The organism is Janthinobacterium salmonicoloratum (genome assembly GCF_051380845.1).
Taxonomy (GTDB): Bacteria; Pseudomonadota; Gammaproteobacteria; order Burkholderiales; family Burkholderiaceae_D; genus Janthinobacterium; species Janthinobacterium lividum_F.
Genome location: NZ_JBNYXV010000002.1, coordinates 57,436 through 81,706, shown reverse-complemented (window position 1 = coordinate 81,706; position 24,271 = coordinate 57,436). Strand labels below are relative to the sequence as shown.

Genomic DNA, 24,271 nt, shown 5'->3' with positions numbered 1-24,271 from the left:
GCGCGAGGGGGATAAATACTGCCATAATGCAACAACAGCGATGGCGTAGGTTAGCATGAATAATCCGCGCGCCCGCTGGCTCCCCACCCACCGGATTTCTCGATATCGTGCGCTTACTCCACATTTTTGCCGCCCTGACATTGCTGCTGGGCTCATCCCTTGCCCACGCGGCCACGCTTAACTTCAATGGCGGCGCCGTCGGCGGCTGCAGCCTGCCAGCGTCAAGCACCCGATACACTTGCGCCAGCCTGATCATGGGCAGTACCGACAATGTCGTTATCGCCAGCGGCTATGGCGTGACGGTCAACAGCGATGTGAGCATCGGCTACAACCAGGGCTTGAGCATGAGCGGCACGGCGGCCCTGACGGCCAACCGCAATCTCGACATCAGCAATGTCAATCCGCCTAATCTGAAGATCACGGGCGGCAGCCTGACGGCCAGCGGCGGCAATTTCACGGTGGGGTCGCAGGGTGGCACGGTGATCGTGGCCGATATCTCGGCGGCGTCCGTCTCCCTGGGCGGCACACCCGTGAAGGTGACGGGCAATATCACGGCCACGGGCAATATCGACATTTCCTCCGGCTCGACGCTGAATGGCGCCATCAGCGGCGGCAGCATCACCACCAGTTCCAACGTCACGATCAGCGGCAGCGTGAAGGCCAGCGGCAGCGTCAGCATCGGGTCAAGCTCGACCATAGCAGGCCCGATCAACGGCAGCAGCATCACCACCAGTTCCAGCGTGACGATCACGGGTGACGTGACGGCCGTCAATGCCTTCAGCCTGGGTTCGGGCAGTAACCTGAAGGGCACCACCAAGGCGCCCGTCGTCAGCATCGACGCGGCCAGCAGCCAGGTGCAGGGCGATATCACGGCCAGCACCTCGTTGACCGTCGGTTCCGGCAGCCAGATCAAGGGCAACCTGACGTCGCCGACCATCGACCTGAGGGCGTCCGGCCTGCTCGTTACGGGCGATGTGAAGGCGACCAATTCCCTGAGCATTGCCTCCGGCAATGGCGTTAATGGCAATGTGGAGGGCGGCAACGTGACTCTGGATTCCTCCAACGCCTACATCACCGGCAACGCCTTGGTCGACCACATTACTCTGGGCTGGCAGGGCCGGGTGCAGCAAACCATTACCTGCAAGGCGTATACGCCGTCGTCCCCGTGCAGCTGCGTGACGAACAACAGCGGCTGGGCCTTCAATGAACCGATGGGGCCGAAATGCGGGCCGGGTACGCAGGCGGGACCCGACCATTTCCAGATCACGCATCCGCCTTCGGCGCTCACGTGCGCGCCAGCGCCCGTTACGGTGACGGCCTGCGCCGATGCCAGCTGCAGCAGCGTCTACAAGGGCGCCGCGCAGGTGACGTTGACGCCAGGCGGGGCGACGGCGCAAATCAACACTACGCAGCCGCCCACGGGCATGGTGGCATCGAGCGTGGCGCAGACGACGGCCGCCAGCAACGTGCTGCTGGGCCTGACGAGCGTGCCGGCCACGACGGGTGCCCTGGTCTGCAAGAGCAGTATCGACAACAGCACGACCAATTGCCGGATGGCATTTCTCACGAGCGCACTGCAGATCAGCGGCGTGCCCCGCTATGCAGAGGATGAGGTCACGATCAGCATCAGCGCCAGGCAGGCGTCGTCATCGAATCCGAACGCCTGCGTGCCCCTGTTTGCGGGACAAAGCAAGACGCTGAACCTCAAATGCTACTATGCCGATCCCGATACGGGCACCTTGCCGGCGCGCATACAGGGCAAGAATGGCAGCTACGTGCCGCTGGCCGTCAATGCCAACGCCGGCAGTTCCTGCAGCGTTGCCGGGGCCGATATCCAGCTGGCCTTCGATGCCAATGGCGTTGCCACGCCGAACATGCGGTACGCCGATGTGGGTTTGCTGGGCTTGACCGCTACCTACGCGTCGAACAGTGGCAGCGACAGCGGTTTGACGATGACGGGCAGCGGCACCGTCATCGTGGGCCCCCAATCCCTTGCCTTCAGCGCCATCGCCTCGCCGCAACAGGCGGGCGTGGCCGTGGTGCCGGTGGCGCCGGCAAAGGACATCATCGTGTCGGCCTTGAATACGGCGGGTGCGTTAACGCCCAATTTTGGCCGCGAAAAGACGCCACCGACGATATCGCTCAGTCCTACCGTGGATGCGCCCACCTTTGCCGGCACCAAAAAACCACCGGTGACGGGCAGCGTGACCTTTGTCAATGGCGTTGGCAAGGCGACGAATCTGAGCTGGCCGGAGGTAGGCAAGCTGCGCTTTACCGCCAGCATCCCCACTTACCTGACTGCCGCGGCGCCAGCCTTGCCGGCGACGGGCAACAGCGGCCCCGTGCAATACCTGCCGCACCATTACATCACGCAACTCATCGTCAGCGGCGACAAGGACTTGCCGCCGCTGGCCACTGTGCTGGCACCGTGTTCGCAGGCAATGAAGTGCTACCCTGACGTGGCGCCGAACGGCGTGTACGCGTATTCCGGACAGCCGTTCGGCCTGCGCGTGACGGCGCAAAACGTGAACGGCGACACGACGTTCAATTTCGATGGCCGCGATGCCGATACCAGTTTCATGGTGCCGGTGCAGGTGCAGGGCTGGGATGCCGCCAGCGGAGTCACGCAGCTGTTCCCACCCAAGGACCCGGCCGGCAGCCGGCTGACGGATGGCAGCAGCGCGCAGACCACGTTCACCAGCATGGCGCCGACGTTGTTCAAGCAGGGCGAGGGCGCGGCAGCGATCGCTTATCGCTTTCCAGGCGCCAATGGCGTCGTCGTGCAGGTAGCGCCCACGGACGTGCTGTTGCGCGCAACGAGCAGCTATCAAGGCATCAGCGCCACCTCGGCAGGATTTGGCAAGGAAGGCAAGTTGACCGTGCTGGCAGGCCGCCTGATGGTGCCGCATGACTACGGTTCCGAACGCTATGCCGTGCGCCTGGCCGTGCAGGCGCAGTACTGGGATGGCAAGGCCTGGGTCACCAATCTGGCGGACAGCATCAGTGCGTTCAGCAACAAGCAGGTGGTGTTCGCCAATTGCAAGAAAACCCTGGTGTGCTCGGACTTCAAGCTGGACGACGGCACGTACACGGTCGACAAGGGCATCTTGCCGTCGAGCAAACGCCTGACCCTGGCGGCGCCCGGCGCCGGCAAGGCCGGCAGCGTGGATGTTTCCGTGGTCGGCCATCCCTACCTGCCCAGCACCGTGGGCACCGTCGTCTTTGGCGTCTTCAAATCAGGGCCTGTGATTTACCTGCGCGAGATGTATTGAGCCTGGACAAAGGGCGGGCGCAGAAAGGGGGAAAAACCAGTAACATGCCTGGTTGTGGCATTCCCCCAACCTCAGACTGGAGTTTCTATGAGCATAACTTCGCAGTGGATCGATATCGCCGGCCCGGACGGCAGCTTCCAGGCTTACCTGGCCGTGCCGCATGTGGGCAAGGGCCCCGCCATCATCCTGTTGCAGGAAATTTTCGGCGTCAACGAGCACATCCGCGCCGTGGCCGACCAGTACGCGGCCGATGGCTACGTGGTGCTGGTGCCGGACCTGTTCTGGCGCGCCGGTGCGCACATCGAACTGGGCTATGACGCGGACGGCTGGAAGCGCGCCGTCGAACTGATGCAGGCCACCGACAATCCGCATGCCGACGCCGATATCGCCGCGACCATCGCCGCTCTGCGCGCGCGTCCGGAAGTGACGGGTAAGCTGGCTTCGGTCGGCTACTGCTTCGGCGGTCGCTTGTCGTACCAGGCGGCTGCGGCCAGCCTGGTCGACGCGGCGATCGCCTATTACGGCGGCGGCATTCAGAACAAGCTGGACCTGGCCGACCAAATCAAGGTGCCGCTGCTCATGCATTTCGGCGGCCAGGACAGCCATATTCCACCGGAAGCCGTGCAAAAGATCGCCGAGCGCTTTGAAGACCGGCAAGACGTGGAAATCCATATCTACCCGGGCGCCGAGCACGGTTTCAACTGCACCCACCGCGACAGTTACCAGCAACGCGCCGCCGCCCACGCGCATGGCAATTCCTTGATTTTCCTGGCGGAAAATTTGTAAGCTTGCCTCGCCAGGCTGGCCAACTGCTATTGTCGAGGCCAATGCGCACCCAGCAGCAAAGCTGCATGGGCGCTAAAATAGCGGCTGTGCCGGGCAACTCCGGCCGGCCGGGCGCGGCGCCCGGCAAACCTGGATGAGGAACCGAATTAAAGATGGCCCAAGTAATTGTTTCTGTAACATTGGCGGCAAGCGCCGAACGCGTGTGGGATTTTATCGGCGGCTTCCAGTCGCTGGCTGAATGGTCGAGCTCCATCAAGACCAGCCTGTCCGAACACGGTGGCCGCGTGCGCCGCCTGAAAACCACGGACGGCGCCATCATCGCCGAACGCCTGCAAAGCTACAGCGAAGCGGACAAGAGCTACAGCTACACCATCGTCTCTGGCCCGATCCCCGTCAAAAACTACCGTTCTACCTTGCGCGTCACGGGTGAACCGGGCGCGAATGAGTGCGTGGCTGAATGGTCGAGCGAATTCGACGCGGCCGAAGGCGTGGAAGAGGTCATGATTGGCGCGTTTCAGCATTTGTATGAAACCGCGTTCGTGGACCTGAAACGCATCATGGCAATTTGAATGAAAAACACCGGCCCAGGCCGGTGTTTTTCATGCTGCCTAGCGTTTCACTTTGCCAAACGCTTCGCCCTTGTTCCATGTAGGCAAATTCTTGTCATTCGCCACTTCATAGCCGAGGTTCAGGGTGAACTGCGCCTGCTGCACCATGCCGGACAAGTCCCACGACGGGTGGTATTCATCGCTTACCTGGTGGTAATCCTTTTTAAACGCTACCAGGCGCTCGCCGGACGCTTTCGGCTCCTTGACGAAGTCGAACGAGCCGTCGCCGGAAAACACGGCCGAGCCCACGTTGAAGGCGGGTACGCCGGCCTTGGCAAACGCAAAATGGTCGGCCCGGTAAAAGGCGCCGGACAGGTCGGGAATGGTGGGCGCCAGGCGCAGGCCCATGCGCTTGGCGACCTTGGCGGCGCTGGCGTACAGGCTGCTGCGCTCGGCGCCGGCCACGCCGATGTCGTGCGTCTTGCCGACAAAATTCATGCTGTCGAGGTTCAGGTCGGCGGCAGTCTTGGCCAGCGGCCATAAGGGCTTGCGCGTATAGGCCGTGCTCCCCAGCATGCCCGTTTCCTCGCCGGCCGGCCACAGGAATATCTGCGTGCGGCGCGCCGGCTGTTTCACGGCCACTTGCGCCATGGCCAGCAGGGCCGCCGCGCCCGAGGCGTTGTCGATGGCGCCGTTGTAGATATGGTCGCTTTGCCCGTCGCGTTGGCTGCCTTCGTCATCCTTGCCCAGGTGGTCCCAGTGGGCCGAGTAGATCACGGCCTCGTCCTTGAGTTTAGGGTCCGTGCCGGGCACGATGCCGGCCACGTTGAATTGCTCGATGCTGCGGATCTGGCTGTCGAGTTGCACCTTGACCGTGGCATTCAAGGCGACGGGGCGGAACTCGCGCGTTTCCGCCTGCGCGCGCAAGGCGTCCAGGTCTTGTCCGGCGGCCTGGAACAGCGTGCGCGCCATGTCTTCCTGCAGCCAGCCTTCCATCGCATTGCCCGCGCCAGCCAGGTTGAAGCGCTCATGGCCGAAACCGTTGGCCGGCACCGACCATGGATACGAAGCCGATGCTGTCGTGTGGATCAGCAAGACGCCGGCGGCACCTTGGCGCAGCGCTTCCTCGTACTTGTAGACCCAGCGGCCGTACCAGGTCAGCGACTTGCCGGCAAAGCGATTTGGTTCGGCAACGGTCGGTTGCGGGTCGTTGACCATCATGATGACCAGCTTGCCTTTCAGATCGATGCCCTTGAAATCGTCCCAGTTTTCTTCTGGGGCGCGGATGCCGTAGCCGGCAAACACGACGGGCGCGTCGAACGCCACTTTCTGCTGGCCATTTGCCGCGCCAAAGACGATGTCCTGGCCGAAGGCGGGAGACAAGGTCTTGCCGCCCGCGCTGAAGGTCACCTTGCTCGATGGCAAGGCCTTGCTGCCGACGATGGTCAGCGCCTGGCGGTAGCTGCCGTCTGGCAAGGGCTGCAAACCGGCCACGGCCGCCTGTGTTTCCAGGTAGCGCACGGCCAGGTCGCCGCCGCGCTGGCCCGTGCCGCGTCCTTCCAGCAAATCGTCGGCCAGGAAGGACAGATGGGCGCGCAGTGGCGCTTCGGCTACGAGCGGTTGGGCGAGGGTAGCCGTGCTGAGCAGGCTGGCGGCGAGGACGAAGGGAAAACGCATGACAACTCCAAAAGTGAATACGGGAAAGCAAAGCAGCGGCAATCTTACTCTACCGCAATGCTCCAGCGTAGCGCGCGGCGTGTGCGCGCCATTGCGGCCACAATGGCCGCTGGCCCACCGACAAGGAGCGTTCCATGACTGCCACCGACTTACCATCGAGCAATACCCTGCGTACCGCCGATGGCACCCTGATCTATTACAAGGACTGGGGCAGCGGCCCGCCCGTTGTCTTCAGCCACGGCTGGCCCCTGTCGTCCGACGCGTGGGAAGACCAGATGTTTTACCTGGCCTCGCACGGCTACCGCGTCATCGCGCACGACCGGCGCGGCCATGGGCGCTCGAGCCAGCCCTTCGACGGAAATGACATGGATACCTATGCCGACGACCTGGCCGCGCTGATAGCCGCGCTGGATTTGACGGGCGCCACCCTGGTCGGTCATTCGACGGGCGGCGGCGAGGTGGCGCGCTATATCGGTCGCCATGGTACGCAGCGCCTGGCCGGCGCCGTGCTGGTGGGCGCCGTGCCGCCGCTGATGCTGCAAACGGCCGACAATCCGCTGGGCCTGCCGCTGTCCGCTTTTGACGCCATCCGCGCCGGCGTGCAGGCCGACCGCAGCCAATTCTTCCGCGACTTGAGCGAGGCGTTCTATGGCTACAACCGGCCCGAGGCGAAGCCGTCGCAGGGTGTGCGCGACAGTTTCTGGCGTCAAGGCATGCAGGCGGGCATGCCGGCGTCCTATTTGTGCATCAAGCAATTTTCCGAGACGGATTTCACCAGCGACCTGGCCAGGTTCGACGTGCCGACCCTGGTGATCCATGGCGACGACGACCAGATCGTGCCTATCGCCGCCTCGGCGCGGCGCACGGCCGAGCTCATCATCGGCAGCAAGTTGCTCGTGTATGCGGGCGCGCCGCACGGCCTGGCGACGACGCACAAGGACCGGCTGAACGAGGACTTGCTGGAGTTCTTGCGCACCTGAAAGGGGGCGGGCGCCGCAGTGCCTGCGCGCCCGCCGTTGCCGTTGCCGCGCAGAACAGGCGCAGGCGACACATTGTTGTGTATCGTTTAATGTTGGCAAAATCACGCACCAATTGCGTGCGGATCACCGATTTTTCTGCCTTTTTTCGGTAGATATGCCGCAAAAAACGGCGTTCTGCGGCATGCAGCCACCCGGTATGGTCCAGTAAAGAGTAAACTAGCAGATACACTCTTTCGCATTGGGCGATTCGAGCGAACTTGTGAGTGATTTCATGTCTGATACACCAATTTCCTTATTTTCCGACCTTAACCTGAGCGAGCCGCTGATTCGCGCGCTCAAGGATGTCGGTTACGAAACACCGTCGCCTATCCAGGCGGCCACGATTCCATTATTGCTCGCTAACCGCGACGTGCTGGGCCAGGCGCAAACGGGCACGGGTAAAACCGCCGCCTTCGCCTTGCCGATCCTGTCGCGCATCGATCTGAAACAAAGCTCACCCCAAGCCCTGGTCCTGGCACCGACGCGCGAACTGGCCATCCAGGTCGCCGAAGCGTTCCAGGTGTACGCCGCTCACATCCCCGGCTTCCACGTGCTGCCGATCTACGGCGGCCAAAGCTACGGTCCGCAGCTGTCGGCCTTGCGCCGCGGCGTGCACGTCATCGTCGGTACCCCTGGCCGCGTCATCGATCACCTGGACAAGGGTTCGCTCGACCTGTCCAAGCTCAAAACGCTGGTGCTGGACGAAGCCGATGAAATGTTGCGCATGGGCTTTATCGACGATGTCGAACGCATCTTGAAAGAAACGCCGGAAGGCCATCAAACGGCCTTGTTCTCGGCCACCATGCCTTCCGTCATCAAGCGCATCGCCACGACCTACCTGGTGAACCCGGCCGAAGTAACGGTCGCCGCTAAGACGGGCACGGCCGACAATATCCGCCAGCGCTACTGGCTGGTGTCGGGCATGCACAAGCTCGACGCGCTGACCCGCATCCTGGAAGCGGAAGCGTTTGACGGCATGATCATCTTCGCCCGCACCAAGCTGGGTACGGAAGAGCTGGCCGGCAAGCTGCAAGCCCGTGGCTTCTCGGCTGCCGCCATCAATGGCGACATCCAGCAAGCCCAGCGCGAGCGCACGATTCAGCAGTTGAAAGACGGCAAGATCGACATCCTCGTGGCAACCGACGTGGCCGCCCGCGGCTTGGACGTCGAGCGCATCAGCCACGTCGTCAACTACGACGTGCCGCACGATCCGGAAAGCTATACCCACCGCATTGGCCGCACGGGCCGTGCCGGCCGCAGCGGCGAAGCGATCCTGTTCATCACCCCGCGTGAAAAGAACTTGCTCAAAGCCATCGAACGCTCGACCCGCCAGCCGATCGGCATGCTGGAACTGCCAACGATCCAGGCCGTCAACGACGTGCGTATCGCCAAGTTCAAGGAACAGATCAGCGACACTCTGGCCTTGGGCGAACTGGAACAGTTCCAGTCGCTGATCGAAGATTTCGAACGCGAGAAAAACATTCCCGCCATCGAGATCGCCGCCGCCCTGGCGAAGATGGCGCGTGGCAATGTGCCTCTGTTGCTGGACAAGAACAAGGCGCGCGAGCAAGCCACCTGGCAAGACGACCGTCCTGTGCGCCAAGACCGCTTCGAGCGCAACGACCGTCCGGAACGGGGCGACCGCTTCGACCGCAACGAGCGTAGCGAACGCCCGGCCTTCCCGAAAAAGGAACGTATCCAGCGTCCAGCCGACGCCGGCATGCAAACGTTCCGCATTGAAGTCGGTCATCAGCATGGCGTCAAACCAGGCAATATCGTGGGCGCCATCGCCAACGAAGCGGGCATCGATTCGAAAAACATTGGCCGCATCGAAATCTATGACGACTACAGCGTCCTGGATTTACCGGACAGCATGCCGAAAGAATTGCTGGACCAGTTGAAAACCGTGTGGGTCGCGGGCCAGCAGCTGCGCATCAGCCGCGACGGCGACGCGCCGGACCTGGCGCCGCCAGCCGCACCGCGCAAGCCGTTTGCCGCCAAGTCCGCGCCAGCGTTCAAGGATGCGCCAGCGGACGCAGGCGATGCAGCTCCAGCGCCGCGCGCGCCGAAGAAGGAACGTCCACGCCCAGGCGTGACGGCCTACCGCATCGAAGTGGGCCGCGAGCACGCCGTGACGCCAAGCAACATCGTCGGCGCCATCGCCAACGAAGCGAACCTGGAAGCCAAGCATATCGGCCGTATCGATATCTTTGACAACTACAGCGTGCTGGACCTGCCGGAAGGCATGCCGCCGGAAATCCTCGACCACCTGAAATCGGTCGTGGTCTCGGGCCAGAAACTGCGCATCAGCCTCGATGACGGCACGACGGAGCGCAAGCCTGCGCCACCGCGTCCGAAGTCCCCGCCGCGCAAAACCTATAAGTAACACCTGACCAAACCTACTGCGCGTCGCGCTTTGCGGCCGGCGATGCTCACCGTACTAGAGTACGGTTGCGCTTCTCGGCCACAAATCACTGCCGCTCGCTACGGTTTTGTCAGGCGTCGTTACTGACAGGGATCCATCCCCACGGGCGCTCCGGCGCCTGTGTCGCGGATTGGAGACATATCCCCCACTGGCGCATTCGCGCCAGTTTTTATTTTCCCCAAGAAATGAAACTTATCGCTCCGTTACTAACGCGGATGGCTGCGTCATGCTTTTTCTCTATTGGACTGCCGTTGCCATCTTTTAATCGGCGTAGACGGCTCGTTTATCGCGCCGGATAACAATAAATAATATTTAATTAATTATATATACTGCATTTTATTGAAATTTTTGATTTCAATAAAATCAATCAAGTTGAGTCAAAGTAAATTCTAAAACATAAATGAATTGGCTTTTACTAAATTGTTTGACCAGTGTTGCTGTCGCTGGGGCGATATCTCGTGGGTGCTTGATGTGGTATATTGTTTTTATGTTTTTGTTATGCTAGTTGAAAAAAAATAGAGGAGCGACGATGCGGGTCAATACGCCTATCACGCAAAATGAATACGTATTAAATGAAGGCATGACGATTGTTTCCACCACGGATTTACAGGGAAACATCAATTACGCCAATCAGTATTTCATTGAAGTCAGCGGTTTTTCAGAAATGGAACTGCTGGGTGCGCCACAGAATATCCTGAGGCATCCCGATATGCCGGCCGAAGCGTTTGCCGACCTGTGGGATACCATCAAGACGGGCATGCCCTGGACCGGCATGGTCAAGAACCGTTGCAAGAATGGCGATTTTTACTGGGTCTTCGCCAATATCACGCCCGTCATCGAAAATGGCCGCCCGATCGGCTATATGTCCGTGCGCACTAAGCCCACGCGCGAGCAGATCAACGAAGCTGCAGCCCTGTATAAAAGTTTTAAAGATGGCAATGCCGCCAAGCTGGCGATCCGCAATGGCCGCGTCGTGCGCCAGGGCTGGGCCGCCAAGCTGGCCGAGTGGCGCAAGCTGACCCTGTCGCAAGACCTGGCTCTGCATTGCATCGTCTTTGGCGTGGTGCTGGCCATCCTCGGCTGCGCCGTGTGGAATATCGATGGCGACACGAGCACGGCCACGCGCAGCTGGCTCAGCGGCGCTGCCGCCGCGGCCGTCGCGCTGATGCTGTATTTCTGGGCCCATCTGCACAATTCCCTCGTCGCACCGTTGGGCGACGCCATCACCGTGGCGCGCAAGATGGCCGGTGGCGACTTGACGGGCGTCATCGACAAGGTGCGCGACGACGACATGGGGCAATTGATGGCGGCTTTGCGCCAGACCAACATCAACTTGCACAGCATCATCGGCGACGTGCGCGCCAATTTCGAGGATATCCGCATCACCACGGCGGAAATCGCCACGGGCAATATGGACCTGTCCAGCCGCACGGAATCGCAGGCGTCCAGCCTCGAGCAGACGGCGGCCAGCATGGAAGAGCTGACATCCACGGTGCAAAACAGCGCCGACCACGTGGCCACGGCCAACGACCTGGCAGCGCAGGCATCCACGGTCGCGGCCAAGGGCGGCACCATCGTCAGTGAAGTCGTCACGACGATGAATGAAATCAGCACCTCGTCGCGCAAGATTCTCGACATCATCGGCCTCATCGACGGCATCGCCTTCCAGACGAACATTCTTGCCTTGAACGCGGCCGTGGAAGCGGCCCGCGCGGGCGAGCATGGCCGCGGTTTTGCCGTCGTGGCTGGCGAAGTGCGCAGCCTGGCGCAGCGCTCGGCAACAGCGGCCAAGGAAGTCAAGAATCTGATCGACCATTCGATCGCCACCGTGAATGCAGGCAGCGTGCTGACCAGCAATGCGGGCGCCACCATGACGGAAGTGATCGCCTCGGTGGCCCGCGTGACGGAAGTGATGGACGAGATTTCCTCGACCACGCGCGAGCAGAACCAGGGCATCGGCCAGGTCAACCAGGCCGTCATCCACATGGATGGCATCACGCAGCAGAATGCGGCGCTGGTGGAGCAGGCCGCTGCGGCTGCCACCAATCTGGCGCAGCGCACCGACAGCGTGGCCAAGTCGATCGGCATTTTTAAACTGAAGGCGTCGCCCAAGCGCAAGGCTGCCGGCGTAGGCCGCAGCCCCAGCGTGGGCGCGGGCATGGCTACACGGGCCTTGCTGAAGGCAAGATAAGCATGCCACCCCTGCCAGCGCAACGCTGGCGGGGGTCACTTGCGTACCTGGTACACCTGGCCGCTGCGCACCTTCTTCACCACCCCATCCCCGCCAAACAAAATGACATACTCGCCCTGAGCGCCTGCAGCGGCCGGGTAGCTGTACATCCACACTTCATTGCCGCTGTCGAAACGGATGGCCGTGCTGTCTCCCAGCGCGGCGCGCACCTGCTCGCGCGTGCTGCTGCCCACTTGCACCACCTGTTCCAGGGTGGCGTAAGGCACGTTCTTGCTTGCCTGCAAGGCGCGTGTGCCGGAACAGGCGGCCAGCAGCACCAGTGCAAGGACACCAAGCCACTTCATGGCGCCACCTCGTCCATGTAAGTAAATTCCAGCAAAGTATCGTCGGGCCAGCTGGCGTCCCACAGGGGCGCGTAATACGTGCGGTCAAGCAAGACCTGGCAATCGCAATAGGGCAGCGAGGCGGGAGTTTGCTCGCCGCCCGCGTACAGCATGGTGAACGGTAGCGACACCCTGCGTTCGCCATGCACGAGGGTCACGCCGAACAGAGGGCGGTCCGTGAAAAACAAATAATTGCCGTCCGGCTCGGAACACACCTTGTCGGTGCTGTAGAGCATGCTGGACAGCCAGGCGATGATTTGCGGGTCGTTCGAGATCAGCCCGGAATCCATGCCGGCGCGGCATTCCAGGCGCAAGTCGCCCAGGCGCCGCGTGCCGGGCGGCAAGCCGGGCGTGATGACTTGCGCGCGCCAGCTCATCGTGGTGGCCTTGCGGTTGGCGATCAGCACGGCGTCCTCGCGCGCGGCTTGCGCATGGCGCACGGGGGCAAAGCTGTTGTCCTCGGCCAAGGGCAAGGGGATGCTGACGGTGTCGCCGGCGATGCGCAGCTGCACGCCCGTCATGTCCACGCCGGGCTGGCGCGGCAGCAAACGAAAGCGCAGCACCGCCTGCGGCGCCAGCGCATGGTCGCGCTCGAAGCGGTCCACGCCCTGCAGCATCTTGCGGTAGGATTTATCGACGGGGTCGCGCGTGGCGTCCACTTTCACTTGCGGCACGGGCGCGGTCTGCGCCAGTGCAACTGGGCAGTACAGTGAACCTTGGAGCAGGCAGGCAAGCAGCAGGGAGAGAGGGATGCGCATGGCTTGATGCTACGCCTTTTTGCGCATCAGCCACGCACGCGTGGGGGTATCAGTATTCGCTATATTTGCGCGCGTCGCCGCGCACCTGCTGCGCCGGGTACTTCTGCGCATTGAGTTCCATCTTTTCCAGCACGGCCGCGTGCAGATCGACGCCGCTCTTGTCGGCCAGGCGCACCAGATACATCAGCACGTCGGCCAGTTCGTGGCGGATGCCCGTGCGCTTGGCCTCATCGAGCTCGGCATCCGCGCCCGTGGGCAGCCACTGGTAGTGCTCGGCCAGTTCCGCCACTTCCACGGACAGGGCCATGGCCAGGTTCTTTGGCGTGTGGAACTGGTCCCAGTCGCGCTCGTTGGCAAAGGCGCGCAGGCGCGTGCGGATGTCCGTCAGGCTGTCGGTGGGCGTGCTCATGCCGCCACCTGCAGCGGTTTTTCCATGAAGACACTAAACGGATCGTCGGGATAGTCGCCGTAGGGGCCGCGCCGCTGGTAGCCATGGCGCGCGTACAGGGCGATGGCCTCGGGCTGGTGGATGCCCGTCTCCAAGGTCAGCAAGCGGCAGCCGCGCGCCAGCGCCTGCTCTTCCAGCAGGGCCAGCAGGCGTTTCGCCAGGCCCAGGCCACGGCTGGCCGGGTGCACGTACATGCGCTTGACCTCGCCGAAATCGGGCGTGACGACGATGGCGCCGCAGGCGCGCGCCGTGCCCGCCGCATCGCGGGCGACGGCAAACAGCAGGGTATCGGGCGGCACGGACGCCAGGTCCAGCGAATACACGCATTCGGCCGGATACAGGGTTTGTTGATAGGCATCAAGCTCGGCGATCAGGGTTTGCACATCGGCTTGCTGCGGCGATTCCAGGCGGATTGTCATGGGGAGGTCGAATGAATGGGACTTCCCCCATGGTATCACTGCGGCCGCGCCAGGCGCATCGTCAGACCGATGGGCGACATCACAAAACCCATCAGTTCCTGCGCCTCGCCGCCATCGGGCGTGTCGACGCCGGCGATGTCGAAGCTGCTCAGCAGCATGGCCATGGCGATCTTGATTTCCAACAAGGCCAGGTAGCGTCCGGGGCATGTGCGCAAGCCGGCGCCGAAGGGCATCGAGGCGCGCTTGTTGTTCGCCTCGCCGCCTTCGGCCAGCCAGCGTTCCGGCTGGAAGGCCTGGGCGTCGGGAAAGTGCGCATCGGACACCGTGTCGTGGCGCAGCACGCACCACAGCATGCTGCCGGCGGGCACGGCCACGTCGCCCACGACCGTGTCGCGCAGCGCTTCGAGCGGAATGTAGGGCGCCACCGGTTTCAAGCGCATGGCTTCGCTGGCGCAGGCGCCCAGGTAGTCGAGGCTATCCATTTGCGCCAGCGTGAACTGTGTCACGTCGGGCGCCAGGCGCCGTACTTCCTCGCGCGCCTTTGCCAGGCTGTGTGGATGGCGCTGCAGCAGGTAAATCATCCAGGAAAGCGTATTGGCCGTCGTATCTTCGCCGGCCAGCAGCATGGTCAGCACATTGCCGGCAACGGCGCGGTCATTCACGCCGCTGCCGGGTTCGTCGGCGGCGGCGATCATCGCTTCGAGCAGGTTGGGTGGCCGCACGCGCCGCGTGGGGTCCTGCTCCATGCGCCCGCGCGCCTGGCGCACCAGTTGCGCCACGGCCACGTCCAGCGCCGCAACGTCGCGGTCCAGGCGCCGGTCGACGGGCAGCTTGAAGTAGCGCCAGTACGGCAGCATCGACAGGCTGCGCCGCGCCACGGCCGGCAGGATCGAATCCAGGTGGCGCTGGATTACATCCTCGCCCGATTCGAGCGTGTTGACTTCGCTGCCGAAGGCCAGGCCGGCGATGATGTCAACCGTGTAGCGTTTCAGGTCGCCGTCCAGGCTGATCGCCTGGCCTTGCGTGGCGGCATGCTGCCAGCGCCGCTGCAGACGCTGCGCCACCGTCACCAGCGCCGGGAAATACGCCTTGATGGCGCCGGGCGCCATGCCGGCCATGACCATGCGGCGCTGGTTGCGCCACTCGCTGCCTTCGGCCAGGAACACGCCAGGGTTGCCGCCCATTTCTTCCGAGACAATGTAGCTGCTGAGGGGGCGACGGAAGCCGTCCGGTCGGTCGCGCAGCACGGCCGCCACCGCCTCGCTGTCGGCCAGCACCAGCACCAGGGTACGGCCGAACCAGGCGCGTACGTAGGGGCCATAGCGCTGCACCCAGCCTTCCACGTCGCGGTGGATACGCGGCAGTCTCACTTGCAGCGCGTTGCCGATGATGGGCAGGGCAAACGGCCCCGGCAACTGACGGATCTGGCGCAGGGCTGGGGTGGTGGCGGGCGAGGCGGCGTGGTCGAGTGGTGGCATGGCAAGCTCCTGTTGTAGTGGGAACGATGGCATGACTGTAGCGCGCTTGCGTTCGCGCGTCTTGAACGAATACGACATCGCGCCGCCAGAAATTGCCGGTACAATCGTCGCCATGCCTGCCGCCCCTACGCCCCTGACCCGCCTGATCGCGCCGCGCACCGCGCTCGCTTCCTGCGTGCGCGCCTTCCTCGTGCGCGACACCACGGGCTGCGCGCCCTTGCCGCCGGCGCAGCGCCTGAACCGTTTTCCTGCCACGCCCATGTGCTGCCTGCTGTGGACCGTCGCGGGCGAGGTCGAGGCGGCGGCGCCCGGCCCCGACTTGCTGCATGTGCGCATGCCGCCCGCCCTGTTCAGCGGCCCGCGCGGCTATCCGCTGGTCAGCTACAACCCCGGCCCCGTGCACTCGTTCATGGTGATGCTGTATCCGGCTGCCCTGCATGCGCTGACGGGCATCGACATGGCCGTCCTGTTCGACCAGGTGCGCCCGCTCGAACCCCTGTTCGACGCCGACTGGCTGGCGCTGTCCGATGCCGTGCTGGCCGCACCCGACGACGCGGCGCGCATCGCGCTGGTGGAAGCATTCCTGGCGCCGCGCTGGGCGCTGGCGCGCAAAAGCGGCGACCATCCGGCCGGCGCCATACAGGACTGGGTGCGCCGCCTGGGCGTGCAAGCGGCATCGACGGGCCTGGCCAGCGGCGTGCGCAATATCGAGCGCCGCATCAAGGCCTGGGCCGGCCAGCCCATGCGCACCCTGCGCCGCATGCGCCGCGCGGAACAGTCGTTTCTCGACGCGCGCGAGGCCATGCTGCAAGGCAATGCCTCATGGAGCGATATCGCTGCCGAGGGTGGTTACGCCGACCAGGCCCACCTGTGTCGCGAGGTGCGCGCCATCACGGGCTTGAGCCCCACCGAACTGGCGCGCGCCAGCCGCGATGATGAAAGTTACTGGGTTTATCGAGTATGGAGTTAAACGGGGTTTTTATTCGGTATAGACGACGCCTTTCGCCAAGGTGACTTCATGGTGACCCGCGCCGGGCGCCATCATGGGGAAGCAGTTTTCCTCGCCATGCACGCGCACGTCGAGGAAGTAGGGGCCTTCGGACGCCAGGCAGGCGGCCAGCGCCGCGTCGAGCTCGTCGCGCCGGCTCACCGTGTGCGCCTGCCAGCCAAAGGCCCGCGCCAGGGCGACGAAATCGGGCAGCGCCTCCGTGTAGCTGTGGCTGTAGCGCTCGCCGTGGTGCAGTTCCTGCCATTGGCGCACCATGCCCATGTAGCCATTGTTCGACAACACCACTTTGACGGGCAGGCGGTGCTGCACGGCGGTCGCCAGTTCCTGGATATTCATCAGGATCGAGGCGTCGCCGCTGACGCACACCACGCATTTTTCGGGATGGGCGATCTGCGCGCCGATGGCGGCCGGCAAACCATAGCCCATGGTGCCCGCGCCGCCCGAGGTGAGCCAGCGGCGCGGCTGCTCGAAGCGCACATGCTGCGCCGCCCACATCTGGTGCTGGCCCACATCGGTGGAGACGATGGCGTCCATGCCGTTTAGCGCCGCCTGCAGCTGCCGCATCAGCGCCTGCGGCGCGATCACGTCAGGCGTGTCGTCGAAGGCCAGTGAATCCTGCGCGCGCCAGCCATCGATGCGCTGCCACCACGGCTGGCGGTCCGCCAGCAAGCGTCCGCGCAGCTGCGCCAGCAAGGCGGCGAGCACGGGCGCGCAGTCGCCGCGCAGGGCCACGTCGGCGCGCACCACCTTGCAGATCGACGCCGGATCGATATCGATGTGGATGATTTTCGCGCCGGGGCAGAAGGCGTCCAGGCGGCCCGTGACCCGGTCGTCGAAGCGGGCGCCGACGCAGACGATCAGATCCGCATGGTGCATGGCCAGGTTCGCTTCCAGCGTGCCGTGCATGCCCAGCATGCCGAGGAAGGCCGGGTGCGAGGCGGGAAAGGCGCCCAGGCCCAGCAGGGTCAAGGTACAGGGCGCGGCCGCCAGCTTGACCAGTTGGCCGAAGGCGGCGCAGGCATCAAGGCCGGAATTGATGAGACCCCCGCCGCCATAGAACACGGGCTGGCGCGCGGAGGCGATCAGGCTGGCGGCCCGTTCCAGGTCAGTACTGGCGGGCAGGGGCGCGGCCGCTGCGGCGGCGGGCGGCAGCGGCGTGCTTGCCGCGACCTGCGCCAGCTGCATATCCTTGGGGAAATCGATCAGCACGGGGCCGGGCCGGCCTTGCATGGCCTGCGCGTACGCTTCCTGCACCACGGCCGCCGTCTCGTTGGCCGTGCGGATTTGCCGGTTCCACTTGGTGACAGGGCGCGAGATGCCCAGCGCGTCGCATTCCTGGAAGGCGTTGGTGCCGATGCTGGTGGTGGCCACCTGGCCGCTGATGCAGATGACGGGAATCGAATCGCACAGGGCGTCGAGCAAGCCCGTGGTGGTATTGCTCATGCCGGGGCCGGACGTGACGAAGACGACGCCGGGCCGTCCCGTGCTGCGCGCATAGCCTTCGGCCGCGTGCACGGCTGCCTGTTCGTGGCGCACCAGCACGTGGCGCAATCGGGGCTGGGCGTGCAGCGCGTCGTACAGGGGCAGCACGGCGCCGCCCGGATAGCCGAAGACGGTGTCGACGCCCAGGGCGAGCAGGGTGTCGATCAGGGTGCTGGCGCCGTTGCGCGGCGCAAGATCGTGGGCGGGAGCGAGGAGGGGCGCGGGATCGGGTTTCATGGCTCTATTTTCTGCTTGCCCTGGCAGAAAAGGCTGCTGGTTTTCTCGTATAAAATGCGATATTCAGTAAAATTTGCTGTGAAATAAGGGTATGACAGAATGAATGTGGGAAATAAGCTCGATAAATTCGACCTCGCCATCCTGACGGCCTTGCAGCAGGATGCCCGCATCAGCCTGCACGAGCTGAGCGCCAAGGTGGGCCTGACCTCGTCGCCATGCTGGGCGCGCATCAAGCGCATGGAGGACGATGGCGTCATCGAAGGCTACACGGTGAACGTCAACGCAGCCAAGGTGGGGCTGGCCGACACCGTCATCGTGCAAGTGACTCTGGACGACCATTCCGACCAGGCCCTGTTCGAATTCGGCCACGCGCTGGCCATGATCCCGGAAGTGCTGGAAGCGTTTCTCGTCTCCGGCGACTACGATTACTACCTGCGCATCGCCGTCAGCGACACGCGCGACTACGAGCGCCTGCTGCGCGAGCGCCTGTATAAAATTCCCGGCATCCGTCACAGCAAATCGAGCTTTGTCTTGCGCCAGCTCAAACAGAGTTACTTACCCTTGCAGCGTTAATTCCCCGCACGGCGGGAGTTTTTCCCTAGTTCATCCCAGGTGGCTGTCCGATACTGGACGCAATAAAAACCACTATAAATCGGGGATACGCATGAGACTGACTTTATTCGCCGCCGCTGCCATGGCGCTGTGCCAGGCGCAGGCCGCCGAGCCGGCTGTCGCCAGCCTGGCCGCGAACTTGGCCGCAGCGGGCGACTTGCCCACCGTCATCATCACGGGCAGCATGCCCTTGCCCACCGTGGAGCAGCCGCGCGATGCGCTGGCCGCGCCCGTGCAGACGGCCAGCGCGCAGCAGATCGCCCGCAGCGGCGCGCTCGACATTTCCGCCTTCTTGCGCCGCAACCTGGGCAGCGTGGTTGTGAACGAAGTACAGAACAATCCGTTCCAGCCCGACGTCAGCTACCGCGGCTACACGGCTTCGCCACTGCTGGGCACGCCGCAAGGACTGTCCGTGTATCTGGACGGCATGCGTCTGAACCAGCCGTTTGGCGACGTCGTCAGCTGGGACTTGATCCCGCGCATGGCCATAGCCTCGCTGACCCTGATGCCAGGCTCGAATCCGCTGTTCGGTTTGAACACCCTGGGCGGCGCGCTGGCCCTGCAAACCAAGGATGGCAGGAGCAGTCCCGGCACCGCCATCGAGGCGCGCCTGGGTTCGCACCAGCGGCGCGCCGTCGAAGTCGAGCATGGCGGCAGCAATGCACAAGGCTGGCACTGGTATGTGACGGGTAACCGTTTCAAGGAAGACGGCTGGCGCGACGATTCGCCGTCCGACGTGCGCCAGGTCTTCGGCAAGCTGGGCTGGAGCGATGCGCGCACCGACATTGCCGTCACCGTCGCCCATGCGGACAATGCGCTGACGGGCAACGGCTTGCAGGAGCAGCGCCTGCTGGCGCGCGATTACCGCAGCGTCTACACCAAGCCGGACTTGACGGAAAACAAGTCGACCCTGCTGAACCTGACGGGCAAGCGCCAAGCCAGCAATGCCTTACTCTTGTCGGGCAATGTGTACTACCGCAAGATCGACACGCACACCTACAATGGTGACCTCAACGACGAGTCGCTCGACCAGTCCGTCTACCAGCCCGGCGCGGCCGAGCGGGCGGCGTTGGCGGCGGCCGGCTACACGGGCTTTCCCGCCAGCGGGGCGAATGCGAGCAATACGCCGTTTCCGAAGTGGCGCTGCCTCGGCAACGTGCTGTTGAACGATGAGCCGGCTGAAAAGTGCAACGGCATGATCAACCGCAGCCATACCGAGCAGGAAAACTATGGTTTTTCGGGCCAGTTCACCGTGCTGGCCGACGTGGCGGGAGCGCGCCACGCCATCACGGCCGGCGCCGCCTTTGATGCGAGCCACGCCACCTTCCGCCAGACCAGCCAGTTCGGCTACCTGAACCCGGACCGCAGCATCACGCCCGTCGACTTCTTTGCCGACGGCACGGAGATCGACGACGATGGCACGCCCGTCGACAACCGGGTCGACTTGAGCGGGCGCATGCGCACGTGGAGCGTGTATGCGAGCGACAGCATTGCGTTGAATCAAGCATTGACGGTGACCGTCTCGGGCCGCTACAACCGCAGCACGGTGCGCAACCGCGACGCCATCACGCCCGGCGGCGGCAGCGGCTCGCTCGACGGCGACCACCGTTTCAGCCGCTTCAATCCCGCCATCGGCCTGGCCTATGCGCCGGCCGCGGGCGTGAGCGCGTATCTCGGCTACAACGAAGGCAGCCGCACGCCGACGGCCATCGAACTCGGCTGCGCCGACCCGGAAAATCCTTGCCGCCTGCCCAACGCCATGGCCGGCGATCCGCCCTTGAAACAGGTGGTGACGAAGACGTGGGAAACGGGCGTGCGCGGCAAGTGGGGCGAGCTGGCCCGCTGGAGCGCGGGCGTGTTCCGCGCGGAAAACCACGACGATATCCTGTTCGTGGCCGACAAGCAGGCCGGCTTTGGCTATTTCAAGAATTTCGGCAAGACGCGCCATCAGGGCGTGGAACTGGCGCTCGATGGCAAGGCGGGCGCGCTGGATTTCGGCGTCAACTACACGTGGCTGCAGGCGACCTATCAAAGCCGCGAAGTGGTCAATGGCAGCGCCAACAGCAGCAGCGACGCGGACGCGCCCGGCCTGGAAGGCAATATCGTCATCATGCCCGGCAACCGGATTCCCCTGACGCCCAGCCATATTTTCAAGGCGCACGTGGATGTCCAGGGCGGACGCGACTGGACGGTGGGCCTGGCCATGACGGCCGTGTCGAGCGCCTATGCGCGCGGCAATGAAAACAACCAGCACCAGGCGGGCGGGCCAGCGTACCTGGGCGCGGGCAAGAGCGGCGGCTACGCCGTGGTGGAACTGAACGGCAAGTACCAGCTGACGCCGCAGCTGAGCGTGTTCGCCCAGGTGAATAACCTGTTCGACCGGAAATATGCGACGGCGGCCCAGCTGGGCGCCACGGGTTTCGATGCCAGCGGCAACTTCGCCGCCCGGCCGCTGCCGGCCGTGAACGGCGCATATCCGATGGTCAATGCGACGTTTTATGCGGCCGGCGCGCCGCGCAGCGTGAATGTGGGCTTGCGCTATGTATTTAATTAGGTTTTTTTGAAATTAAAGATGCCTGACAAAACCGTAGCGAGCGGATGGGATTTGTGGCTAAGAAGCGCAACCGTACTTTAGTACGGTGAGCATCGCAGGCCGCAAAGCGCACCGCGCAGTAGGTTTGGTCAGGCATTCGGCTGAACGTGTTCGATGACCCCGTTGCGTAAGGCCAGGTGGACCAAAGCGGCGGGGCCGGGCACGTCGAGCTTTTCCTTGATGCAGGTCTGGTGGTTGGCCACCGTCTTGCTGCTCACGTGCAGCAGTCGGGCGCAGTCGGCGGCGCTGCGGCCTTCGGCCAGCAGGCGGAAGATTTCGAATTCGCGCTGGCTCAGGCTGCTCAAGCGCTGCGCTTCCATGCGGGCCGTGCCCTGCAGCACGCCGGGCGCGCTGTGCGGATCCAGGTAGCGCCGGCCCGCGTGGGCTGCGCGCACGGCGTCGACCAAGTGCTCCGGGTCAGCCTGCTTGCTGATGAAACCACAGGCGCCGCCGTCGAGCGCGCGCGCGATCAGCTGCGGCGTGTCGTGCATGCTGAAGACCAGCACGCGGGCGCTGGCGTCGCGGGCGAGCAGCTTGCGCAGCAATTCCAGGCCGCCGATGCCGGGCATGGACAAATCCGTCACGCAGACGTCGGGCGCCTGCTCCAGGTACAAGGCATAGGCCGTTTCACCATTGCCCGCCTCGGCCACGACGGCGATGTCGCCGCCCTGTTCCAGCAGGCGCCGGTAACCGGTGCGCACCACCGGGTGGTCGTCCACCAGCATCACGCGGATCGGCAGCATATTGCCACGCATTGCGCGCATGGCGTTCATGCCGCGCACCGTGCCGCCAGGGCCACTTCGATGCGCAAGCCCTTGCCCAGTGCGCTGATCCAGCGGATATGGCCGCGCAAGCCGGCCACGCGCTCGCGCATGCCCAGCATGCCGAAACCGGCATCCTGCTGCATGTCCTGGCGCAAACCCCGGCCATTGTCTTCGATGGCCAGGTGCAGCAAGCCGTGCGCATCGGCGCGCAGTTCCACCGTGGCCTGGTCGGCGCCCGCGTGGCGCGCCACGTTCGTCAAGCCTTCCTGCACCAGGCGGTAGAGGGCTGTGGCGGTGCTGTCGTCGAGGTCGGCGGGGATGGCGTACGGCGCGAAATGGCAAACGATGCCGTGTTGCTGGGCCCAGCTGTCGCACAGCGCCTGCAGGGCCGCTTCCAGGCCCAGGCTGTCGAGCACGGGCGGACGCAGCCGGCGCAGCATGCTGCGTACCATCGCGTGCAGCGCTTCCGAAGAGCGGGCGATGCTGGCGGCGCACGCTTGCACATTCGCCTGGTCGCCCTCGCGCGCGCGCAGGATGTAGCTGGCGGCGGCGCGGATGGCCGTGCAGTCTTGTCCCACTTCATCGTGCAGCTCGCGCGCCAGCGCGCAGCGCTCTTCTTCCTGCGCGCGCAGCAGGCGCTGCGTGAGGACGCGGTTCTGCGCCAGCAGCAGCGCCACCTGGCGTCCGCGCCGCACGGCAAAGCCGGCCAGCGCCAAGACCAGCAGCAGCAGGCTCAGGGCCAGTTCATCGAGTTGCCAGTGCTCCTGGCGCCAGAGTGCGTGCGTCAGCCGTTCGGCCAGGTCCAGCCTGGCGGCCAGCAGGAAAAAAGCCAGCGCCAGTGCGCAGCACAGCAGGACAGTCCGGCGCGGCCGGGAGCGCGCGCTTGCCTGGGCGCCAAATTGATGGTGTTCCATGATGCTGCTCCCTGAGCACGGTCGATATCCTTGTTGTGCAAGCTTCATGCCATCGGCGCAATTGCGCGGGAGGTGCGTCTTGTGGGAGTGGAGGGGCACAGGCCAGTGTTCCAGGATGGAACAGGTGTACCGCGATGTGACGGGGGGATGATGGCTTTGCAGGCGCGGTTTTCGAGCTTATCCGAAGTTCTGTGCGCACGCTGGCGCGCGCCTCTGCAGTGTGAGGAATTGTTGTTCAAATGTAACGTTGAGATTCCTCAAGCTTTCATAGCTAAAACAAAACAAAGTTTCGCAAAGTTAGATAAAAAATAAATAAATGACATTAAAAATATGATATTTGTTTTATGTGATTTGCTATATTTATTGACACTTTTGTGAAAAAGCTGAAAGCGGGCGTCAGACCTGCCGACCTATCTATCCACAACAATCAAGGGAATAGAATGAATCGTTTATCACATGCGCGGGTATCGCCCGCCACCGCCAATCCGCCCGCTACCCGCGGTCGCTCCACCGTCCTTGCCGCGCTGGCCACCTTGTCCGTGCTGGCCTCGGCGCCGGCCATGGCCGATGTCCTGAGCTTCGACTCCTTGCGTCCCGATGTCTATGAAAGCGGCCAGACGCTCAATACGTCGAGCTACAACCTGCTGTTCCTGGCCGACCCGACCACGGCGGCCGGCGGCGGCGTCAGCGGCGTGGGCGCCATCCTCGATGGCCGCGTGGGCTCGTCGTGCGATATCGCCGCCTGCCCGCAGGGTGCCACCGGCAACTACCTGGCCATCCTCAACGATGGCGGCGTGAATTTCTCGCGTGCCGACCACCAGGCATTCACCCTGGCCGGTTTCGATTATTCCTTCATCGCGCCCGTGTCCGGCTTGCCGAACCAGAATTGGGGCCAGTTGCAGCTGAGCGGCACCCTCAGCGACGGTCAGGTGGTCAGCACCTCGCTGGCGTTTCCCGGCCAGGGCAGCGATGGCAATTACTCTTTCCAGAGCGCTTCCCTGCTGGGCGGCTTCAGCAACTATGTCTTCACGGGCCTGACTTTCAATGCGTGCATCTTCAACGACACGGGCGCCTGCAGCAATTCCCTCGATTTCCCCGCCTTTAACCAAGGCCAGTTTGCGCTCGACAATATCAATATCAGCGCCGTGCCGGAACCGTCGACCTACATGCTGATGCTGGTCGGCCTGGGCGCCATCGGCATGCTGTCGCGCCGCCGCACCGGCAAGTTTGCCACTGCCACCGTGCAAGGAGCGTGA

Annotated in this window: 19 protein-coding genes; 10 read left to right on the top strand and 9 right to left on the bottom strand. The window is 63.8% G+C overall.

Going from position 1 to position 24,271, the window contains the following annotated elements; all coding sequences use genetic code 11:
* Positions 1-107 precede the first annotated feature (107 nt).
* From ACQ4WY_RS13510 to ACQ4WY_RS13500, 3 genes are all read left to right on the top strand, one after another.
* Positions 108-3,272, top strand: coding sequence for a DUF6701 domain-containing protein (locus tag ACQ4WY_RS13510; protein WP_436504553.1), 3,165 nt, complete (start codon positions 108-110; stop codon positions 3,270-3,272).
* 87 nt (positions 3,273-3,359) lie between these two features.
* The gene (locus tag ACQ4WY_RS13505; RefSeq protein WP_436504551.1) at positions 3,360-4,058 is read left to right on the top strand and encodes a dienelactone hydrolase family protein; all 699 of its coding nucleotides are present in this window, start codon (positions 3,360-3,362) and stop codon (positions 4,056-4,058) included.
* A gap of 152 nt (positions 4,059-4,210) precedes the next feature.
* A complete protein-coding gene (locus ACQ4WY_RS13500) occupies positions 4,211-4,627 on the top strand; it encodes an SRPBCC family protein (protein WP_072457112.1) in 417 nt (138 codons plus the stop codon).
* Between the two features lie 39 nt (positions 4,628-4,666).
* On the opposite strand, the gene ACQ4WY_RS13495 is transcribed toward ACQ4WY_RS13500, so the two are convergent.
* Positions 4,667-6,283, bottom strand: coding sequence for a M28 family peptidase (locus tag ACQ4WY_RS13495; protein WP_436504549.1), 1,617 nt, complete (start codon positions 6,281-6,283; stop codon positions 4,667-4,669).
* A 134-nt stretch (positions 6,284-6,417) separates the two neighbouring features.
* On the opposite strand from ACQ4WY_RS13495, the gene ACQ4WY_RS13490 reads away from it, so the two are divergent.
* From ACQ4WY_RS13490 to ACQ4WY_RS13480, 3 genes are all read left to right on the top strand, one after another.
* Positions 6,418-7,263, top strand: coding sequence for an alpha/beta fold hydrolase (locus ACQ4WY_RS13490; RefSeq protein WP_436504548.1), 846 nt, complete (start codon positions 6,418-6,420; stop codon positions 7,261-7,263).
* Between the two features lie 271 nt (positions 7,264-7,534).
* Complete coding sequence (locus tag ACQ4WY_RS13485; protein WP_436504546.1) at positions 7,535-9,688, top strand: DEAD/DEAH box helicase; 2,154 nt, start codon at positions 7,535-7,537, stop codon at positions 9,686-9,688.
* Between the two features lie 568 nt (positions 9,689-10,256).
* Positions 10,257-11,918, top strand: a complete 1,662-nt coding sequence (locus tag ACQ4WY_RS13480) for a methyl-accepting chemotaxis protein (RefSeq protein WP_436504543.1) — start codon at positions 10,257-10,259, stop codon at positions 11,916-11,918.
* 35 nt (positions 11,919-11,953) lie between these two features.
* Here the strand turns inward: ACQ4WY_RS13480 and bamE are convergent, their stop codons facing one another.
* From bamE to ACQ4WY_RS13455, 5 genes are read right to left on the bottom strand one after another with little or no spacing between them, the layout of a single operon-like run.
* Positions 11,954-12,262, bottom strand: coding sequence for an outer membrane protein assembly factor BamE domain-containing protein (bamE, locus tag ACQ4WY_RS13475; protein WP_436504542.1), 309 nt, complete (start codon positions 12,260-12,262; stop codon positions 11,954-11,956).
* A complete protein-coding gene (locus ACQ4WY_RS13470; RefSeq protein WP_436504540.1) occupies positions 12,259-13,059 on the bottom strand; it encodes a hypothetical protein in 801 nt (266 codons plus the stop codon). The genes bamE and ACQ4WY_RS13470 overlap by 4 nt, the downstream gene beginning before the upstream one ends.
* Before the next feature lie 49 nt (positions 13,060-13,108).
* Positions 13,109-13,468 carry a nucleotide pyrophosphohydrolase gene (locus ACQ4WY_RS13465; RefSeq protein ID WP_436504538.1) on the bottom strand — a complete coding sequence of 120 codons (360 nt, stop codon included), beginning with the start codon at positions 13,466-13,468 and terminating at the stop codon, positions 13,109-13,111.
* Positions 13,465-13,926, bottom strand: coding sequence for a GNAT family N-acetyltransferase (locus ACQ4WY_RS13460; RefSeq protein ID WP_436504537.1), 462 nt, complete (start codon positions 13,924-13,926; stop codon positions 13,465-13,467). The genes ACQ4WY_RS13465 and ACQ4WY_RS13460 overlap by 4 nt, the downstream gene beginning before the upstream one ends.
* Positions 13,927-13,961: 35 nt before the next feature.
* A complete protein-coding gene (locus ACQ4WY_RS13455; RefSeq protein WP_436504536.1) occupies positions 13,962-15,404 on the bottom strand; it encodes a cytochrome P450 in 1,443 nt (480 codons plus the stop codon).
* A gap of 31 nt (positions 15,405-15,435) precedes the next feature.
* Between ACQ4WY_RS13455 and ACQ4WY_RS13450 the strand changes: the two genes are divergently transcribed.
* The gene (locus ACQ4WY_RS13450) at positions 15,436-16,374 is read left to right on the top strand and encodes a helix-turn-helix domain-containing protein (protein ID WP_436504534.1); all 939 of its coding nucleotides are present in this window, start codon (positions 15,436-15,438) and stop codon (positions 16,372-16,374) included.
* A gap of 9 nt (positions 16,375-16,383) precedes the next feature.
* Here ACQ4WY_RS13450 and ilvB read toward each other — a convergent pair whose 3' ends face one another.
* Positions 16,384-18,132, bottom strand: a complete 1,749-nt coding sequence (gene ilvB, locus ACQ4WY_RS13445; RefSeq protein WP_436504532.1) for a biosynthetic-type acetolactate synthase large subunit — start codon at positions 18,130-18,132, stop codon at positions 16,384-16,386.
* Positions 18,133-18,231: 99 nt separating this feature from the next.
* Here ilvB and ACQ4WY_RS13440 point away from each other — a divergent pair, with 99 nt between their 5' ends.
* The gene (locus ACQ4WY_RS13440) at positions 18,232-18,705 is read left to right on the top strand and encodes an Lrp/AsnC family transcriptional regulator (protein WP_426073201.1); all 474 of its coding nucleotides are present in this window, start codon (positions 18,232-18,234) and stop codon (positions 18,703-18,705) included.
* A gap of 91 nt (positions 18,706-18,796) precedes the next feature.
* Positions 18,797-21,298 carry a TonB-dependent receptor gene (locus ACQ4WY_RS13435; RefSeq protein ID WP_436504529.1) on the top strand — a complete coding sequence of 834 codons (2,502 nt, stop codon included), beginning with the start codon at positions 18,797-18,799 and terminating at the stop codon, positions 21,296-21,298.
* 128 nt (positions 21,299-21,426) lie between these two features.
* Here the strand turns inward: ACQ4WY_RS13435 and ACQ4WY_RS13430 are convergent, their stop codons facing one another.
* Positions 21,427-22,101 carry a response regulator transcription factor gene (locus ACQ4WY_RS13430; RefSeq protein ID WP_436504527.1) on the bottom strand — a complete coding sequence of 225 codons (675 nt, stop codon included), beginning with the start codon at positions 22,099-22,101 and terminating at the stop codon, positions 21,427-21,429.
* A 5-nt stretch (positions 22,102-22,106) separates the two neighbouring features.
* Positions 22,107-23,015, bottom strand: coding sequence for a histidine kinase (locus ACQ4WY_RS13425; RefSeq protein ID WP_436504525.1), 909 nt, complete (start codon positions 23,013-23,015; stop codon positions 22,107-22,109).
* A gap of 440 nt (positions 23,016-23,455) precedes the next feature.
* Between ACQ4WY_RS13425 and ACQ4WY_RS13420 the strand changes: the two genes are divergently transcribed.
* Positions 23,456-24,271 (top strand): NF038120 family PEP-CTERM protein, encoded by an 816-nt coding sequence (locus ACQ4WY_RS13420; RefSeq protein ID WP_436504524.1) that lies wholly within the window; start codon positions 23,456-23,458, stop codon positions 24,269-24,271.

Excerpts from the sequence above, each read along its gene's own strand:
- ACQ4WY_RS13505 (WP_436504551.1), top strand. The coding sequence starts at position 3,360 with ATGAGCATAACTTCGCAGTGGATCGATATCGCCGGCCCGGACGGCAGC.
- ilvB (WP_436504532.1), bottom strand. The coding sequence starts at position 18,132 with ATGAAACCCGATCCCGCGCCCCTCCTCGCTCCCGCCCACGATCTTGCG.
- ACQ4WY_RS13500 (WP_072457112.1), top strand. The coding sequence starts at position 4,211 with ATGGCCCAAGTAATTGTTTCTGTAACATTGGCGGCAAGCGCCGAACGC.
- ACQ4WY_RS13430 (WP_436504527.1), bottom strand. The coding sequence starts at position 22,101 with ATGCGCGCAATGCGTGGCAATATGCTGCCGATCCGCGTGATGCTGGTG.
- ACQ4WY_RS13495 (WP_436504549.1), bottom strand. The coding sequence starts at position 6,283 with ATGCGTTTTCCCTTCGTCCTCGCCGCCAGCCTGCTCAGCACGGCTACC.
- ACQ4WY_RS13455 (WP_436504536.1), bottom strand. The coding sequence starts at position 15,404 with ATGCCACCACTCGACCACGCCGCCTCGCCCGCCACCACCCCAGCCCTG.
- ACQ4WY_RS13460 (WP_436504537.1), bottom strand. The coding sequence starts at position 13,926 with ATGACAATCCGCCTGGAATCGCCGCAGCAAGCCGATGTGCAAACCCTG.
- bamE (WP_436504542.1), bottom strand. The coding sequence starts at position 12,262 with ATGAAGTGGCTTGGTGTCCTTGCACTGGTGCTGCTGGCCGCCTGTTCC.
- ACQ4WY_RS13480 (WP_436504543.1), top strand. The coding sequence starts at position 10,257 with ATGCGGGTCAATACGCCTATCACGCAAAATGAATACGTATTAAATGAA.
- ACQ4WY_RS13485 (WP_436504546.1), top strand. The coding sequence starts at position 7,535 with ATGTCTGATACACCAATTTCCTTATTTTCCGACCTTAACCTGAGCGAG.
- ACQ4WY_RS13420 (WP_436504524.1), top strand. The coding sequence starts at position 23,456 with ATGAATCGTTTATCACATGCGCGGGTATCGCCCGCCACCGCCAATCCG.
- ACQ4WY_RS13450 (WP_436504534.1), top strand. The coding sequence starts at position 15,436 with ATGACTGTAGCGCGCTTGCGTTCGCGCGTCTTGAACGAATACGACATC.
- ACQ4WY_RS13425 (WP_436504525.1), bottom strand. The coding sequence starts at position 23,015 with ATGGAACACCATCAATTTGGCGCCCAGGCAAGCGCGCGCTCCCGGCCG.
- ACQ4WY_RS13465 (WP_436504538.1), bottom strand. The coding sequence starts at position 13,468 with ATGAGCACGCCCACCGACAGCCTGACGGACATCCGCACGCGCCTGCGC.
- ACQ4WY_RS13440 (WP_426073201.1), top strand. The coding sequence starts at position 18,232 with ATGAATGTGGGAAATAAGCTCGATAAATTCGACCTCGCCATCCTGACG.
- ACQ4WY_RS13435 (WP_436504529.1), top strand. The coding sequence starts at position 18,797 with ATGAGACTGACTTTATTCGCCGCCGCTGCCATGGCGCTGTGCCAGGCG.
- ACQ4WY_RS13490 (WP_436504548.1), top strand. The coding sequence starts at position 6,418 with ATGACTGCCACCGACTTACCATCGAGCAATACCCTGCGTACCGCCGAT.
- ACQ4WY_RS13470 (WP_436504540.1), bottom strand. The coding sequence starts at position 13,059 with ATGCGCATCCCTCTCTCCCTGCTGCTTGCCTGCCTGCTCCAAGGTTCA.